Raw genomic sequence first — 14,293 nt, forward strand, 5'->3', positions numbered from 1 at the left:
AAATCGGTACAATCTTATATTAAATCGGTGTAATCCTTTTATTAGAATCTAAAGTGTGAGAACGCTTTGTTGGCTTCAGCCATTTTATGCGTATCTTCTTTTTTCTTCACTGCTGCACCTTCACCTTTAGCTGCTGATATGATCTCGCCGGCTAATTTCTCCATCATGGTTTTTTCACCACGACGACGGGCATAGCTGATCAGCCATTTCATACCCAAAGCAATTTTACGCTCCGGACGAACTTCTGTTGGCACCTGGAAGTTAGCACCACCTACACGGCGTGATTTAACTTCAACCGCAGGCATTACATTGTTTAAAGCCTTTTTCCAGGTTTCTAAACCGCTTTCGCTGGTTTTCTTTTCAACAATTTCAACTGCGTTGTAAAATATAGCGTATGCGGTTGATTTTTTACCATCATACATCATGTTATTTACGAACCTTGTTACCAAAGTATCATTGAACTTTGGATCAGGAAGGATAATTCTCTTTTTTGGTTTTGACTTTCTCATTGCTATCTATCCTCCTTTAATTATTTCTTTTTACCTTTTGCTGGCGCTGCTGCTACCTGACCTGGTTTAGGACGTTTAGTTCCGTATTTTGAACGGCGTTGGTTACGGCCTGCTACACCTGATGTATCTAATGCACCACGGATGATGTGGTAACGTACACCTGGTAAATCCTTAACACGACCACCGCGGATCAAAACGATAGAGTGCTCCTGTAAGTTGTGACCTTCACCTGGGATATAAGCATTCACTTCTTTTCCGTTGGTTAAGCGCACACGGGCAACTTTACGCATTGCTGAGTTTGGTTTTTTAGGGGTAGTGGTATACACGCGTGTGCATACTCCTCTTCGCTGTGGACAGCTGTCCAACGCTGGCGACTTACTCTTGTCAACCAGAGCTACTCTACCTTTTCTAACTAATTGTTGAATAGTAGGCATTTTTCCTTTTTTGTATTTACAGTTTTATCCTTATTTTAAGGACTGCAAAGGTAGGGACTATTTTTTGATTTTCAAGGGGTTGAGTGAAAAAGTTTTTTGTAATTGGTTGGTTAGGTGGGAGGAGAGGGGACTTTTGGCAGAAAATCGGTTAATCAACTATATGCCACAAAGATATATAATATAGCAGGATACGCTAAAAACAAAAAAGAGCGCCGATCGGTCGGCGCCCTTTTCATCATTTATCAAATCAACTCACTTATAAAAATTAGTAACCACGATCATGGTCATGATGGCCACGATCATAGCCATTATCATTATATCCGTTATGGTATCTGTCATGATGGTACCTGCGGTTTCCGTATCCTTCGCGTACCACGCAACCCGAGGTTACTGATACTATAGCTGCTAATAAAAATGCATATGCAAGAAATCTCTTTTTCATGGTGATAATTTTAATGGTACAGCCAACTAAAGGATGTACACATGTTTGACTTGGTTAAGATGAAAAGGATTAATTGGGGGGATTTATCAGGATTTAATTATCATGCTGAACTTGTTTCAGCATCTCACATGCTATTGCTGTACGACATGGTGATTACCTATCCTGTGGGATCCCGAAATAAATTCGGGATGACTTGTGGAGATGGCTACACCAACCCCATACTCACCCTATACTCCTGCTGAATAACCAGCAGGCAGTTGGCGCACAGGCATCCTTCGTAGAGCTCGCTTACGTATTGCACCTCGTTAAGGCTGAGCTGCACGGTACTGCACTGGCACTTGGTGAATGAATTGGCTTTACATTCAAAAGGGGCCTCACAGCGTTCGCAACGGATGATCTCGTGTTTGGTCATTTGTTAGTCCATGGACGATGGTCAATAGACCATCGTATTTGTTTATTTCGAAATTAGATAAAGTTGGATAGAATACTGAAATATGAGTGTCATTAATAAAAAAAGTCCATGAACTATAGTTTTTGAGGCTATGGTCCATGGACTATCGTCTATCGACTTATAAAACTTATGCCGAGCAGGTTACGCAACCTTCTTCCATTGAGCATGATGGGCCTTCAGGTAATCCGTCAACTACAGCATCAACTACTGCAGGTATTACAGGCTCCATGTTTGAACCGCCCTGGTTTTCAACGGTAAACTTAACAGCTTGCGATGCAGCTTGCGTACGCAGGTAGTACATGCCGGTTTTTAAACCTTTTTTCCATGCGTAGAAGTGCATTGAAGTTAGTTTGGATGCGTTTGGCGAATTGATGAACAGGTTTAATGATTGCGATTGGCAAACATAAGCGCCCCTGTCAGCAGCCATGTCAATAATGTTACGCATTTTTATTTCCCAAACTGTTTTGTATAGTTCTTTTATCTCTGCAGGTATTTCGGCAATATCCTGGATAGATCCGTTCGCAGTGATGATCTTATCTTTCATAGCAGGGGTCCACAAGCCAAGATTAACCAGATCGCGCAGTAAATATTTGTTTACTACAATGAACTCTCCGCTTAATACGCGGCGGGTGTAAATGTTGGAGGTATATGGCTCAAAACACTCGTTGTTACCCAATATTTGTGAGGTTGACGCAGTTGGCATTGGTGCAACTAACAGCGAGTTACGTACACCATGGTTCATTACATCCAGGCGCAGGTTTTCCCAATCCCAACGGGTACTGGCAGGCGATACATTCCAAAGATCAAACTGGAATTTACCTTTTGACAACGGCGAACCTTTAAATGTTTCATAAGGACCTTCGGCAATGGCCAGATCTTTTGAAGCCGTCATGGCAGCAAAGTAAATGGTTTCAAATATTTCTTTATTCAGTTGTTTTGCCTCATCGCTTTCAAATGGCAGGCGCAGTTGGATAAAAGCATCTGCCAAACCTTGTACACCTAAACCAATAGGGCGGTGCCTTAAGTTTGAGTATTCGGCTTCGGCAACCGGGTAGTAGTTACCATCAATAATACGGTTAAGGTTAATGGTAGCCTGGTAAGTTACATCATATAATTTCTGATGATCAAAAGCGCCATCAATAACGTAACGTGGCAATGCTAACGAAGCCAGGTTACAAACTGCTATCTCATTGGCATCGGTGTATTCCATAATTTCGGTACAAAGGTTTGAGCTTTTTATGGTACCTAAATTTTGCTGGTTCGATTTGCTGTTGGCCGCATCCTTATATAAAAGGTACGGTGTACCGGTTTCAACCTGGGCATCCAATACCGCAAACCAAAGATCCTGTGCTTTGATCACTTTACGTGCACGGCCTTCTTTTTCGTACCTGGTATATAAGGCAACAAATTCGGCACCGAAGCAATCGGCTAATCCCGGTGCTTCATGCGGACAGAACAAGCTCCAATCTTCGTTGGCTTCAACACGCTCCATGAACAAGTCTGACACCCAAAGAGCGTAGAACAAGTCGCGGGCACGCATTTCTTCTTTACCGTGATTTTTACGCAGATCTAAAAATTCAAATATATCTGCATGCCATGGCTCCAGGTAAATAGCGAAGGCGCCTTTACGTTTGCCACCACCCTGATCAACATAACGGGCGGTATCATTAAACACACGCAACATTGGGATAATACCATTGCTGGTACCGTTTGTGCCACTGATGTAGGAGCCTGTAGCCCTTACATTGTGTATGCTTAAACCAATGCCACCTGCACTTTGCGATATTTTGGCGGTTTGCTTTAAAGTATCATAAATACCGTCAATACTGTCATCCTTCATGGTTAACAAAAAGCACGACGACATTTGTGGTTTTGGTGTACCGGCGTTAAACAGGKTAGGCGTAGCATGTGTAAACCAGCGTTCGCTCATTAAATGGTATGTTTTAATGGCGCTTTCAATATCATGTTTGTGGATACCAACCGATACACGCATAAACAGGTGCTGCGGACGCTCGGCTATTTTACCGTTAATTTTTAGCAGGTATGATTTTTCAAGGGTTTTAAAACCAAAGTAATCAAAGCCAAAATCGCGGTCGTAAATAATGGTGCTGTCTAAAAGCTCGGCGTTTGTTTGAATAACTTCCCATACATCATCTGCAATAAGCGATGCATCCTTACCGGTTTTAGGGTCAATATATTCATGCAGTAAACGCATGGTTTCTGAAAACGATTTGATGGTGTTTTTGTGCAGGTTTGATACTGCTATGCGCGAAGCCAGCAAAGCATAGTCAGGGTGCTTTGTTGTTAACGAAGCCGCAGTTTCGGCAGCAAGATTATCCAGCTCAGAGGTGGTTACACCATCAAACAAGCCTTCAATTACCTTTTTGGCCACATCAATAGGGTCAACTAAATTAAACCCATAGCACAGTTTTTCAATACGTGCTGTGATCTTGTCGAATTTTACGGATTCTTTTCTACCGTCTCTTTTTACTACGAGCATATTATTATGTATTAAGTAGTTAGTATCAAATTGCCAGGCTCTTTACTAACTGGTGAGTGTCTGTTAAAGTATTTGGTTTTAGTATCAAGTAGTTAGTATCAAGTATCAAGACTTTTTACTAACTGTTATTATTTAGTATCCGGTAATTAGTAGTAGGTATCAAAATTGCTTTTTTGTCTTGATACTAGATACTAACTACTTGATACTCGCCTAAAAATCCTCATCCAATGAAAACGCTTTGCTTTCGGCGTTATTAAGCACACCGCTTTTCTGGTAGTCGCCTACACGTTTTTCAAAGAAATTGGTTTTACCCTGTAATGATATCATTTCCATAAAATCAAATGGGTTGCTGGCGCCATAGTGCTTTTCATAACCCAGCTCGCCAAGCCATCTGTCGGCCACAAATTCAATGTACTGGCTCATCATTTTGGCATTCATACCAATCAGGTTAACCGGCAAGGCATCGGTAACAAATTCTTTTTCAATCTCCACCGCGTCGGTAATGATCTTGGTAACTTGCTCGGCAGGTAACCTGGTTTGCAGCATTTTGTACAGCAAGCAGGCAAATTCACAGTGTGAGCCTTCATCGCGCGATATCAGCTCATTGCTAAAGGTAAGCCCCGGCATCAGACCGCGTTTTTTAAGCCAGAATATAGAGCAAAAACTGCCCGAAAAGAAAATGCCTTCAACAGCAGCAAAAGCCACCAGTCGCTCGGCAAAGTTACCTTCATTTATCCAGCGCATGGCCCATTCCGCTTTTTTACCAACACATGGTACGGTCTCAATGGCATGGAACAGGCGGTCTTTTTCGGCTGGATCTTTTATATAAGTATCTATTAACAAAGCATAAGTTTCAGAGTGGATGTTCTCCATCATGATCTGGAAACCGTAAAAACAGCGTGCCTCAGGTAACTGAACCTCGCTCATGAAGTTTACTGCCAGGTTTTCGTTCACAATACCATCACTTGCAGCAAAAAATGCAAGGATATGCGAAATAAAGTGCTTCTCGCCCGGATTCAGGTTTTCCCAGTGCTTCATATCGTCCGAGAGGTCGATTTCCTCGGCCGTCCAAAAGCTGGCCTCAGCTTTTTTATACATTTCCCAGATAGCGGGATACTTGATAGGCAGTATCACAAACCTGTCCTTGTTCTCTCTCAGTAATATTTCGTCTTCCTGTTTCATAGATACCTGTTTTTATATCGTTATTTCCTTTACTTAGCGCCACCAGACACGAAAGCCAGCCTTATTTAAAATAAAGCTTTGTTGTTTTTGCGATTAGCTTGACCAATCACAGTTTTTATTTTGTAACTTACTGACAGACAAGTTTTTGAATGTTGGATGATGAATACATCCCGCTGTCTTTCGAATACCTTGTACAACAAAGTTAATGTTTGAAACACTATAATTTTAATGATAGTTTTACACAAATGCCCAAGTTATTAACACTTTGTGAATTCAATTTGTATGCACCTTTACAACTTTTAAAATTTAATATACTTATAGCCAACTCATTAAAATAATGATAAAAGTTGCGTTTAAAAAGATATCAGGAAAAACTACCCATCATCAAAATTTAATACTTTACTTAACAACGACAAAAGACATGTCACTCGTACTTGCTCGTAATTTTACCCCGAAAGTTAAAAACGGAGCCATCAATACCTGAAAATAAAATATCCCCAAACAGCCTTTGCCGCCGGGGATACTTTTAAAATTTCAAAGTATTACTTTATATCACCGGCCGACACAAATTTCATCGATACCGAATTAACACAATGGCGGGTGTTTTTAGGGGTCAGATATTCCCCTTCGAACACATGGCCTAAATGCGCGCCGCAATTGGCGCATACAATTTCTACACGGCGTCCGTCGGCGTCAGGTACTCTTTTTACCGCACCAGGTATTTCGTCATCAAAACTGGGCCAACCGCAATGCGAGTTAAATTTCGATTCAGAAGTATATAAGGGAGTATCACAACGCTTACACACGTATAAACCCTCCGCCTTATTATCTAACAGAGCTCCGGTAAACGGTCTTTCGGTTCCTTTATATAATATTACCCGTTCTTCTTCGGGCGTTAATTGATTGTATTCCATTATTAATTATTGAGTTATTGAATTAGCGAATTATTGATTGAAGATCATCCTTCATTTACAATTATTGAGTTATTGAATTAACGAATTATTGATTGAAGATCATCCTTCATTTACTTAAATATACGACAATTAGCTGGTACGGATTGTTTTAAAAGGGGATGTTTACATTGGTTTGACGTAGGGTTTTTGGGATGTACAGATTACGATGTGCCGATTACTTTAAAGAGATTTGTCATCCTGAGCGGTAGCGAAGGATCTATTATTGAACTATGCATGCGGGTGAATAGATGCTTCACTATGTTCAGCATGACAATAGAAAGAAACAAAAAAATCCCGGTCAACAGACCAGGATTTTAATATATCATTTGCTTAAAAAGCTTTCAGCCTTGGGCTTTCAGCTTTAAGCTAACTTTGCTAATTCCTCTGCCATGGCAGCGCCAATTTCGGCAGGTGATTCAACCACGCGGATACCGCACTCGGCCATGATCTTCATTTTTGCAGCTGCAGTATCATCGGCACCGCCAACAATAGCACCTGCGTGGCCCATACGACGTCCCGGAGGCGCTGTTTGGCCGGCTATGAAACCAACTACCGGTTTAGTGCCGTTTTCTTTGATCCAGCGTGCAGCTTCAGCTTCCATGTTTCCACCAATTTCGCCTATCATAATGATGCCGTGTGTGTCAGGATCATTCATCAATAGTTCAACGGCTTCTTTGGTAGGTGTACCGATGATAGGGTCGCCACCAATGCCTATGGCAGTAGTGATGCCTAAACCGGCTTTAACCACCTGGTCAACAGCTTCGTAGGTTAAGGTGCCTGATTTTGAAACCACACCCACATTACCCTTTTTAAAGATAAAGCCCGGCATAATGCCAATCTTGCTTTCATCGGCAGTAATAATACCAGGGCAGTTAGGGCCAATAAGACGTGCATCCTTATCAGTTAAGTATTCTTTTACCAGTATCATATCCTTAGTAGGGATACCCTCAGTAATACAAACAATAACTTTTATACCAGCCTCGGCAGCTTCCATAATGGCATCAGCCGCGAAAGCAGGAGGTACAAATATGATAGATACATCGGCGCCTGTTTCGGTAACCGCGTCTTTAACGGTATTAAAAACTGGTTTGTTCAAATGCTTCTGACCGCCTTTACCTGGTGTAACACCACCAACCAACTGGGTTCCGTACTCAATCATTTGTGTAGCGTGGTAAGTACCTTCGTTACCTGTAAAACCCTGTACAATAACTTTAGAATCTTTATTTACGAGAACACTCATTGGCTTTTTTCGTTTAGTACGGCAAAGCTAAAGTTATTGCCAATAAAGTCAAATTAAATTTATACCTGTGGCATTCTTTTTACAAAATCCCCCAACCCCTGAAGGGGGGAGCTTTTTATTGGCAGCGTTTAGTTGACCGGGCTCTTAGATAACTGTCGAAGATTTCTCGTTATCGCTTGAAATTACATGCCTTTTTGTTTTAGCTATGAAAGAACGCTTTTTATATCCAAAAGATGTGTACATATGGGGGAGTAAAAGTCCTATTTTTAATATCATTTTAATTAATTTAGCATCACACTACATACCTGTTATATGAAAAACAAAAACCTTATTTTATGGCTCATAGCCTTGCTGTTTTGTACCCATGCACAAGCCCAGTTTGGCGGTTTAGGAAAAAAACTTTTGGATAAAGGCAGCGAAATGGCATCGGGCGGAGGCTTGAACAAGATCCTGAAACAACCCCAGGCCATTACCACCAATTTTAAAGATGTAGATAAAACCGGTTCGAAACCGCCATCGTTTATGGAAGGGCAGGTACCTGAACCACTATATCTTTTACCAAAAACTCCCGAAGGCAGCTATAAGCTTTGCGCCGGCTTTTACGAAATGACCAACAAAAGCTATTGTCTGCACGCCGGAACCCGCGGCCCCAGCACTGGCGACGGCTATATGCTTGCGCCTGTTTTAGGCCCCAAGCGCGATGTAGTGATACTGATATTAAAACATGCCGAAACACATCCCGAAGTAAACCAGCGCAGCATACAGGTATTATTATGGGCGATAATTGCCCGTACCAAATTTGCCGATTTTGGCACCGATATTAAACTAACAGCTACCAGGCTGCTGTCACCAAATGAACTGCTGATGCTGGAAGGCGGTGCCCTTGGCGTATTGCCGGCCAGTTTGATGGCCAAGGCCAAAGATCAATTACCGCCTGCGGCGCAAAGTGTTTTTGAAGCCGAAAATAACATCCGTCAGCTGGCCGCTTCGGGCAATGCATCATACGAGGAAATGGAAAAATATGCGATGATAGCCGGTCTTGCACCCCAACCTGATCCCGAGGTACCGTCGGGCATATGGTCGTTACATCCCGATGGTTATTATATCCGTTTTATTCCGCATGGCTATTCACAAACCACCACCCAAATTTATGTACCAAAAGAACTGGTAGATTCTAAACCGGGTTTAATTTATGATGGGCCCAATGGTATTGCCTGTCCTGCCAACGTAGGCGCTCAGCGTCTGGCCCAAACCAACGAACCGCTGAATCCGGATAGAACGAAGAAATTGAAAACGATTTGCCCCCCAGCCCCCTGAAGGGGGAGCTTTTGATTAGCGCGTTGGTAACAAAAAAATAAAAAGCGCAGTCGCTCGGCTGGCGGTTAAGCGGGTAATAGCTGCTTATACCTTAATAAATTGAAAGCGGTGACAGTATTTTGTCAGTAGTATTAAATATGTAAATATTTGATTATTAAGTGTTTGTTGCCGTTCACGAGCGTTCACGGTGCACATATGAACACTATACGGTTTCCGTTAGTTCTAAGATTTTTCCGTTTCAGCGCTATAAATGACAAATTTTTTATAAAAATTCAATCTTCCGAACACTTATGGGCTGGAGCTGGGCGACGACGGGGGAGCGTGGGTATGTGCGATTCCTTCCCTCGGGAAGGAGGAGGAAGGGGTTTCGTAAACATGGCAAATTTATACTGCTCGTATAAACCCCTCCCTGCCTCTGCGCAAGAAGCAACCGCACCCATCCCAAAGGAAGAAATTAAAAAAAGCAAAGTAAATCTCGCTAATTCAAAAGCTCCCCCTTCAGGGGGCCGGGGGGCTTAAACTCTTTCTCACTCTTGGCAATAACAATGGTTGCAACCCCATTACCAATCACGTTGGTGATGGCCCGGGCTTCGGACATAAACCTGTCTACCCCTAATAGTATCGCCACACCCTCCACCGGGATCACTTTAATGGCTGCCAGGGTGCTGGTCAATACAATAAAACCGCTGCCCGTTACACCTGCCGCGCCTTTGGAGGTGATCATCAAAATACCGATAATAGTAAGCTCCTGAAATAATGATAGCGGGATATGAAACACTTGTGCCAGAAATATAACCGACATGGACAAGTATATCGTGGTGCCATCCAAATTAAAAGAGTACCCGGTAGGGATCACCAAACCAACAACCGATTTGGAACAGCCGAACTTCTCCAGCTTATCCATCATCCCCGGTAGGGCCGATTCTGACGAGGAGGTTCCCAGCACAATCAGTATTTCTTCTTTAATATGTACAAGGTATTGCCACAAGCTAAACTTAAACAGGTAGCAAATGATATTCAGCACCACAAAAATAAACATGAACATGGTGAGGTAAACCGATCCCATGAGCATGGCTAAAGGCTGTAATGTTTTGATACCATACTTACTAATGGTAAAGGCCATCCCGCCGAATGCGCCAATAGGGGCCACTTTCATCACAATTTTCATGATGTTGAAGAACACTTTAGACAGCTTATCAAACAACTGGATCACGGGCTGGCCAGTTTCGCCCATTTTGCTCAGTCCAAAACCAAACAGTATGGCAAAAAACAGGATCTGCAAAATATCGCCTTTGGCAAAAGCTTCAAATGCATTACCCGGTATAATGTGCGCGAAAAAATCGCCCCAGTGCATTTCTTCGGCGGCTTTTTGGTAAACGGCAAGCTTGCTGGTATCAACAGCGGTATGGTTTACAAAACCTTCGCCGGGTTTTAGGAGGTTGGCAACGGTAACACCAATAACCAGCGCGAAGGTGGTAACTATTTCAAAGTAAAGCAGGGCCTTACCGCCTACGCGGCCTACCTTCTTCATATCGCTCATGCCGGCAATACCCAGCACTATGGTGAAAAATATGATTGGGGCTATCAGCATGGTGATCAGACTGATAAACATTTTGCTGATCATCTCGGCTGTTGGTCCAAATCCCTTAAAATTCAGCCCGACGATTACGCCCAAAGCAATGGCAACAAGAACCTGGAAGGTTAGGTTAGATAGAATTTTCTTCATTATCCAATAATACGATTTTAGGTTTAGGATACAAAGGGCCCGCACAAATCGCTCTCTTTTGGGCAAACATTTTATACTTTTTATAATAAATTGCCGTTATTTGCAGCAGTGAAAGTAACAGCGCTCTTTTTAGTTATCTGCATGGTCCTTGTTTCTGTTTTTACAGTAAGGGCTAATGGGGCGCATATGTCCGCTGTTAAAAGCTGCTGCCACAAAATGATGAAAAGCCAGCCATGCCAGCATCAGCCAAAAAATGATTGCGGGCAGGGGATGTGTGTAAACATGTTGTCCTGCAATAGCTGCGGCTTTTTAAAAGTCGACCCGGTAGGTGTTGCGTCAATTATCCCTACACTAAAGGAAACAGCTGTTCCTGCATACCAGTTGGGTAGCTTGTCTGCTTATTCACTTTCCTCCTGGCGTCCGCCAAAAGTTTAATAATAATATCATCTGCCTGCACCTTATCCGTTTAGGTCTTTTTATTATTAAACACATTTAAAAATTAAATCATGAAAAAGTTTCTTTTCATCACTATGGTGATGCTATTCTCTATATGCGCTATATCTTTTGCAAATACCCCATGCTGCAACAGCAAAATGAACCACTGTACAAAATGTTCAAAATCGTGCGATAAGTCAAGCTGTATGAATAATTGCAGTAAGGATTGCAAATCCTCGGGCGAATGCGCCAAGACTTGCAAATAATAAGAAAAAGCCGGGCATTGCCCGGCTTTCTTGTTGAATTATAAATTCGGTAAAAATGTTCACCCCTAATTTTCTACCATTCACCGAGTATTTCCTAAGCTTGGTCAAAAAGGTTTGTTAACTATGCAGCCTGCACAGCAATTTTGAAGAAAAACAACATTGCTATGAAAACTCTATTTACTCCAATCATATCATTAATAGTTTACTTACAAGAGCATTCGCCCTTATTTACACAGCTGATAGGTAACCTGGTTACTTAAATGGCGTGCTGCTGGATTTGTAAAACAACCAACTAAAAGCAGACTCATTTCATCGGTATTTTTCGGCTGTTTACCGGAAGTTTAGCTTGGTTCGCCTAAAAACATTACACAAAAACCCATTCTGTTAGCACATTTGAAGTATAAAATCACAAACACCATGAAAACTTTACTTGCAATACAAATTATCCACCTGCTGATGAAAGCTGCCGAACAAGCAGAATCAATATGGCATTCCATCGGTCACCTGATAAAATAACACTATTTAAAAACAAATTATCATGCGGTATCTCCTTTTAATATCTGTACATCAAACCTATTTTATCATAAAAAATGGAGATACCGTTAGCTGGAATCAGGAAAAGACAGCAGCCGAAGAAAAAATGGTTAAGGAGCATCAAAAGCATGTTACTAAAACATCAAAGGCTTAAGATGAAAAATCTTGGTCGCTTGTAAAAATTCTGCGATACCAAAAAAACTCATGGTTAATTCATTAATCTACCGCATTTTTACTGTATGACAAAACAACCCATTATCACTGTAACCGACCTGGTAAAAAACTATGGCGATTTTACAGCCGTAAAAGGCATTAGTTTTGAAGTGTATGAGGGAGAAATTTTCGGTTTGCTTGGTCCTAACGGAGCCGGTAAAACCACCACCCTCGAGATCATTGAAACCCTGCGTCAAAAAACATCCGGCCGCATCACTGTTGATGGTTTTGATATTGAAACCGATGCCGATGACATTAAAAAACGTATCGGGGTGCAACTACAGGCAGCAGGCTATTACCCAAACCTTAACCTGTCTGAATTGATCGTGCTGTTTTCGGGTTTGTATGGGATTGATAAAAGCCCAATGGAAATGCTGGAAAAAGTGGCATTAACAGATAAGGCTAAAGCCAAATACAAAGATCTTTCGGGCGGGCAAAAGCAACGTTTTTCAATTGCTACCACGCTCATTAATAACCCGAGGATCATTTTTTTGGATGAACCTACTACCGGCCTCGATCCGCAGGCCCGCCGTAACCTTTGGGACCTGATCCGTGAGATTCGCGACCAGGGGACTACGGTTGTAATTACCACCCATTATATGGACGAAGCCGAAGTGCTGTGCGACCGTGTGGCCTTTGTTGATGGCGGCCACATTATTGGTATTGACACCCCTGATCATTTTATCGATCAGCTGGTGGCAACAGGCTTTGAACGCAAAAAGCAGGTAAAACTGGCCAATCTGGAAGATGTATTTATTAACCTGACCGGTAAGGAATGGCGGGAAGGGTAGAGCCGAGCCCCCCGGCCCCCTGAAGGGGGAGCGAATATGCAGTTGGCAGTTTTGGTTTGCAGTAAAAGATAACTTAATAACGCCAAATGCGAATGACTCAATGGCACCAACGGTAAATGACCTAATGACTAAATTGAACTAATGAACCCAAAACCTTACAGCAATACAAGAGCAACACTGGCCATTGCCAAAGCCAGTTTCCGGTCTATACTACGCAGCCCTTCGGCGGTGGTATTTACATTGGCTTTCCCTTTAATATTCATTATTGTTTTTGCCAATATTGGCGGCGGCGGTGTTACCGTTGATGTGGGCGTAGCTAAAACCTGCGATACCATTAGTCCGGTTTACCAGGCTTTAAAAAATATTAAGGTGGTGCGCCTGATACAGGATCAAACCGCCGAAGAAATGAATGCCAACCTGTCAAAGGGTAGCATTGATGCTATTATCAATGTACAAAAAAATAGCAGCAAGCCACCATTCACTATTAATGTGCAATACACTAAAGCCTCTGTCGAAAAAGGGAACATCCTGCGGTCGGTACTGAGTAATATTTATTACAATATTAATAACAGCGCCCAGGTGGGAGCACCACCGGTTGCCGAAATCAGGGAAACCACCATACAGGGCCGCGAATATAAATACATTGATTTTATACTCCCTGGGCAGCTGGGTTTCTCCTTATTAAGTAGCGGGGTTTTTGGTACGGCTTTCGTGTTTTTGAGTTTGCGTTTAACCCTGGTTATTAAACGTTTTTTTGCCACACCGGTTAAGCGCTACAGCATAGTATTAGGCGAGGCTTTAGCGAGGCTCACGTTTTCGTTGTTGGGGTCGTTGTTTATTATCATGGTTGGGCATTATATGTTTGGCTTTACTTTGGTACATGGCGTAACCACGGTGCTTAATATGCTGGTGCTCTCGGCCATAGGGCTTATTATTTTTATGGGCTTTGGCTTTACCATATCGGGTATCGCCAAAAATGAGAGTACTGTTCCGCCGTTGTCCAACATCATTACCCTGCCCCAGTTTTTATTGTCAGGCACCTTCTTTTCAGTTACGGCGTTCCCCAAATGGCTGCAGGTGATCAGTAATGCATTGCCGCTAACTCATTTAAACAATGCTATGCGCAAGGTAGCCTTTGAAGGCGCCGGCCTGGGCGATGTTACCCACCAGTTGCTGATCCTGCTGATATGGTTTGTGATCATATATGCGATAGCGGTAAAAACCTTTAAGTGGGAGTAGGGACTTAGAATTAAGAAAATAGAATCAGGAGTAAAGAGGAGCATCGCTTGTTTAATTAAAA

Annotated in this window: 15 protein-coding genes; 5 read left to right on the top strand and 10 right to left on the bottom strand. The window is 42.4% G+C overall.

Annotated elements, in window-relative coordinates; genetic code table 11:
- Positions 1–41: 41 nt before the first annotated feature.
- From rpsG to sucD, 8 genes are all read right to left on the bottom strand, one after another.
- Positions 42–509 carry a 30S ribosomal protein S7 gene (rpsG, locus tag AC1DRQ_RS14365; protein ID WP_477425405.1) on the bottom strand — a complete coding sequence of 156 codons (468 nt, stop codon included), beginning with the start codon at positions 507–509 and terminating at the stop codon, positions 42–44.
- A 20-nt stretch (positions 510–529) separates the two neighbouring features.
- Positions 530–943, bottom strand: coding sequence for a 30S ribosomal protein S12 (rpsL, locus tag AC1DRQ_RS14370; RefSeq protein ID WP_079641421.1), 414 nt, complete (start codon positions 941–943; stop codon positions 530–532).
- 265 nt (positions 944–1,208) lie between these two features.
- Entirely contained in the window at positions 1,209–1,385 is a 177-nt protein-coding gene (locus tag AC1DRQ_RS14375) for a hypothetical protein (RefSeq protein WP_477425406.1), read from the bottom strand.
- A gap of 205 nt (positions 1,386–1,590) precedes the next feature.
- A complete protein-coding gene (locus AC1DRQ_RS14380; RefSeq protein ID WP_477425407.1) occupies positions 1,591–1,797 on the bottom strand; it encodes a cysteine-rich CWC family protein in 207 nt (68 codons plus the stop codon).
- A gap of 166 nt (positions 1,798–1,963) precedes the next feature.
- Positions 1,964–4,336 (bottom strand): ribonucleoside-diphosphate reductase subunit alpha, encoded by a 2,373-nt coding sequence (locus AC1DRQ_RS14385; protein WP_477425408.1) that lies wholly within the window; start codon positions 4,334–4,336, stop codon positions 1,964–1,966.
- A gap of 210 nt (positions 4,337–4,546) precedes the next feature.
- Entirely contained in the window at positions 4,547–5,518 is a 972-nt protein-coding gene (locus AC1DRQ_RS14390; protein WP_429400441.1) for a ribonucleoside-diphosphate reductase small subunit, read from the bottom strand.
- A gap of 542 nt (positions 5,519–6,060) precedes the next feature.
- Positions 6,061–6,432, bottom strand: coding sequence for a methionine-R-sulfoxide reductase (locus AC1DRQ_RS14395; protein WP_477425409.1), 372 nt, complete (start codon positions 6,430–6,432; stop codon positions 6,061–6,063).
- Positions 6,433–6,832: 400 nt separating this feature from the next.
- Positions 6,833–7,711 carry a succinate--CoA ligase subunit alpha gene (sucD, locus tag AC1DRQ_RS14400; RefSeq protein WP_477425410.1) on the bottom strand — a complete coding sequence of 293 codons (879 nt, stop codon included), beginning with the start codon at positions 7,709–7,711 and terminating at the stop codon, positions 6,833–6,835.
- A 312-nt stretch (positions 7,712–8,023) separates the two neighbouring features.
- Between sucD and AC1DRQ_RS14405 the strand changes: the two genes are divergently transcribed.
- Positions 8,024–9,028 carry a hypothetical protein gene (locus tag AC1DRQ_RS14405; RefSeq protein ID WP_477425411.1) on the top strand — a complete coding sequence of 335 codons (1,005 nt, stop codon included), beginning with the start codon at positions 8,024–8,026 and terminating at the stop codon, positions 9,026–9,028.
- A gap of 478 nt (positions 9,029–9,506) precedes the next feature.
- Here AC1DRQ_RS14405 and dctA read toward each other — a convergent pair whose 3' ends face one another.
- Complete coding sequence (dctA, locus tag AC1DRQ_RS14410; protein ID WP_477425412.1) at positions 9,507–10,754, bottom strand: C4-dicarboxylate transporter DctA; 1,248 nt, start codon at positions 10,752–10,754, stop codon at positions 9,507–9,509.
- A 216-nt stretch (positions 10,755–10,970) separates the two neighbouring features.
- Between dctA and AC1DRQ_RS14415 the strand changes: the two genes are divergently transcribed.
- Positions 10,971–11,189, top strand: a complete 219-nt coding sequence (locus AC1DRQ_RS14415; protein WP_477425413.1) for a hypothetical protein — start codon at positions 10,971–10,973, stop codon at positions 11,187–11,189.
- 64 nt (positions 11,190–11,253) lie between these two features.
- On the opposite strand, the gene AC1DRQ_RS14420 is transcribed toward AC1DRQ_RS14415, so the two are convergent.
- Positions 11,254–11,442, bottom strand: a complete 189-nt coding sequence (locus AC1DRQ_RS14420; protein WP_477425414.1) for a hypothetical protein — start codon at positions 11,440–11,442, stop codon at positions 11,254–11,256.
- Between the two features lie 551 nt (positions 11,443–11,993).
- Here AC1DRQ_RS14420 and AC1DRQ_RS14425 point away from each other — a divergent pair.
- From AC1DRQ_RS14425 to AC1DRQ_RS14435, 3 genes are all read left to right on the top strand, one after another.
- On the top strand, positions 11,994–12,143 hold the full coding sequence (locus AC1DRQ_RS14425; RefSeq protein ID WP_477425415.1) for a hypothetical protein: 150 nt from the start codon (positions 11,994–11,996) through the stop codon (positions 12,141–12,143).
- A gap of 85 nt (positions 12,144–12,228) precedes the next feature.
- Positions 12,229–12,993: an ABC transporter ATP-binding protein gene (locus AC1DRQ_RS14430; RefSeq protein ID WP_477425416.1), complete on the top strand. Its 765-nt coding sequence runs from the start codon at positions 12,229–12,231 to the stop codon at positions 12,991–12,993.
- Between the two features lie 141 nt (positions 12,994–13,134).
- Positions 13,135–14,232: an ABC transporter permease gene (locus tag AC1DRQ_RS14435; RefSeq protein WP_477425417.1), complete on the top strand. Its 1,098-nt coding sequence runs from the start codon at positions 13,135–13,137 to the stop codon at positions 14,230–14,232.
- Positions 14,233–14,293 lie beyond the last annotated feature (61 nt).

The organism is Mucilaginibacter sp. P4_E8 (assembly GCF_056401495.1).

What these genes read in the sequence shown, in the direction of transcription:
- AC1DRQ_RS14390 (WP_429400441.1), bottom strand. Translation starts at nt 5,518, where the DNA reads ATGAAACAGGAAGACGAAATATTACTGAGAGAGAACAAGGACAGGTTT.
- AC1DRQ_RS14405 (WP_477425411.1), top strand. Translation starts at nt 8,024, where the DNA reads ATGAAAAACAAAAACCTTATTTTATGGCTCATAGCCTTGCTGTTTTGT.
- dctA (WP_477425412.1), bottom strand. Translation starts at nt 10,754, where the DNA reads ATGAAGAAAATTCTATCTAACCTAACCTTCCAGGTTCTTGTTGCCATT.
- AC1DRQ_RS14430 (WP_477425416.1), top strand. Translation starts at nt 12,229, where the DNA reads ATGACAAAACAACCCATTATCACTGTAACCGACCTGGTAAAAAACTAT.
- AC1DRQ_RS14415 (WP_477425413.1), top strand. Translation starts at nt 10,971, where the DNA reads ATGATGAAAAGCCAGCCATGCCAGCATCAGCCAAAAAATGATTGCGGG.
- AC1DRQ_RS14435 (WP_477425417.1), top strand. Translation starts at nt 13,135, where the DNA reads ATGAACCCAAAACCTTACAGCAATACAAGAGCAACACTGGCCATTGCC.
- rpsG (WP_477425405.1), bottom strand. Translation starts at nt 509, where the DNA reads ATGAGAAAGTCAAAACCAAAAAAGAGAATTATCCTTCCTGATCCAAAG.
- sucD (WP_477425410.1), bottom strand. Translation starts at nt 7,711, where the DNA reads ATGAGTGTTCTCGTAAATAAAGATTCTAAAGTTATTGTACAGGGTTTT.
- AC1DRQ_RS14395 (WP_477425409.1), bottom strand. Translation starts at nt 6,432, where the DNA reads ATGGAATACAATCAATTAACGCCCGAAGAAGAACGGGTAATATTATAT.
- AC1DRQ_RS14425 (WP_477425415.1), top strand. Translation starts at nt 11,994, where the DNA reads ATGCGGTATCTCCTTTTAATATCTGTACATCAAACCTATTTTATCATA.
- AC1DRQ_RS14380 (WP_477425407.1), bottom strand. Translation starts at nt 1,797, where the DNA reads ATGACCAAACACGAGATCATCCGTTGCGAACGCTGTGAGGCCCCTTTT.
- AC1DRQ_RS14375 (WP_477425406.1), bottom strand. Translation starts at nt 1,385, where the DNA reads ATGAAAAAGAGATTTCTTGCATATGCATTTTTATTAGCAGCTATAGTA.
- rpsL (WP_079641421.1), bottom strand. Translation starts at nt 943, where the DNA reads ATGCCTACTATTCAACAATTAGTTAGAAAAGGTAGAGTAGCTCTGGTT.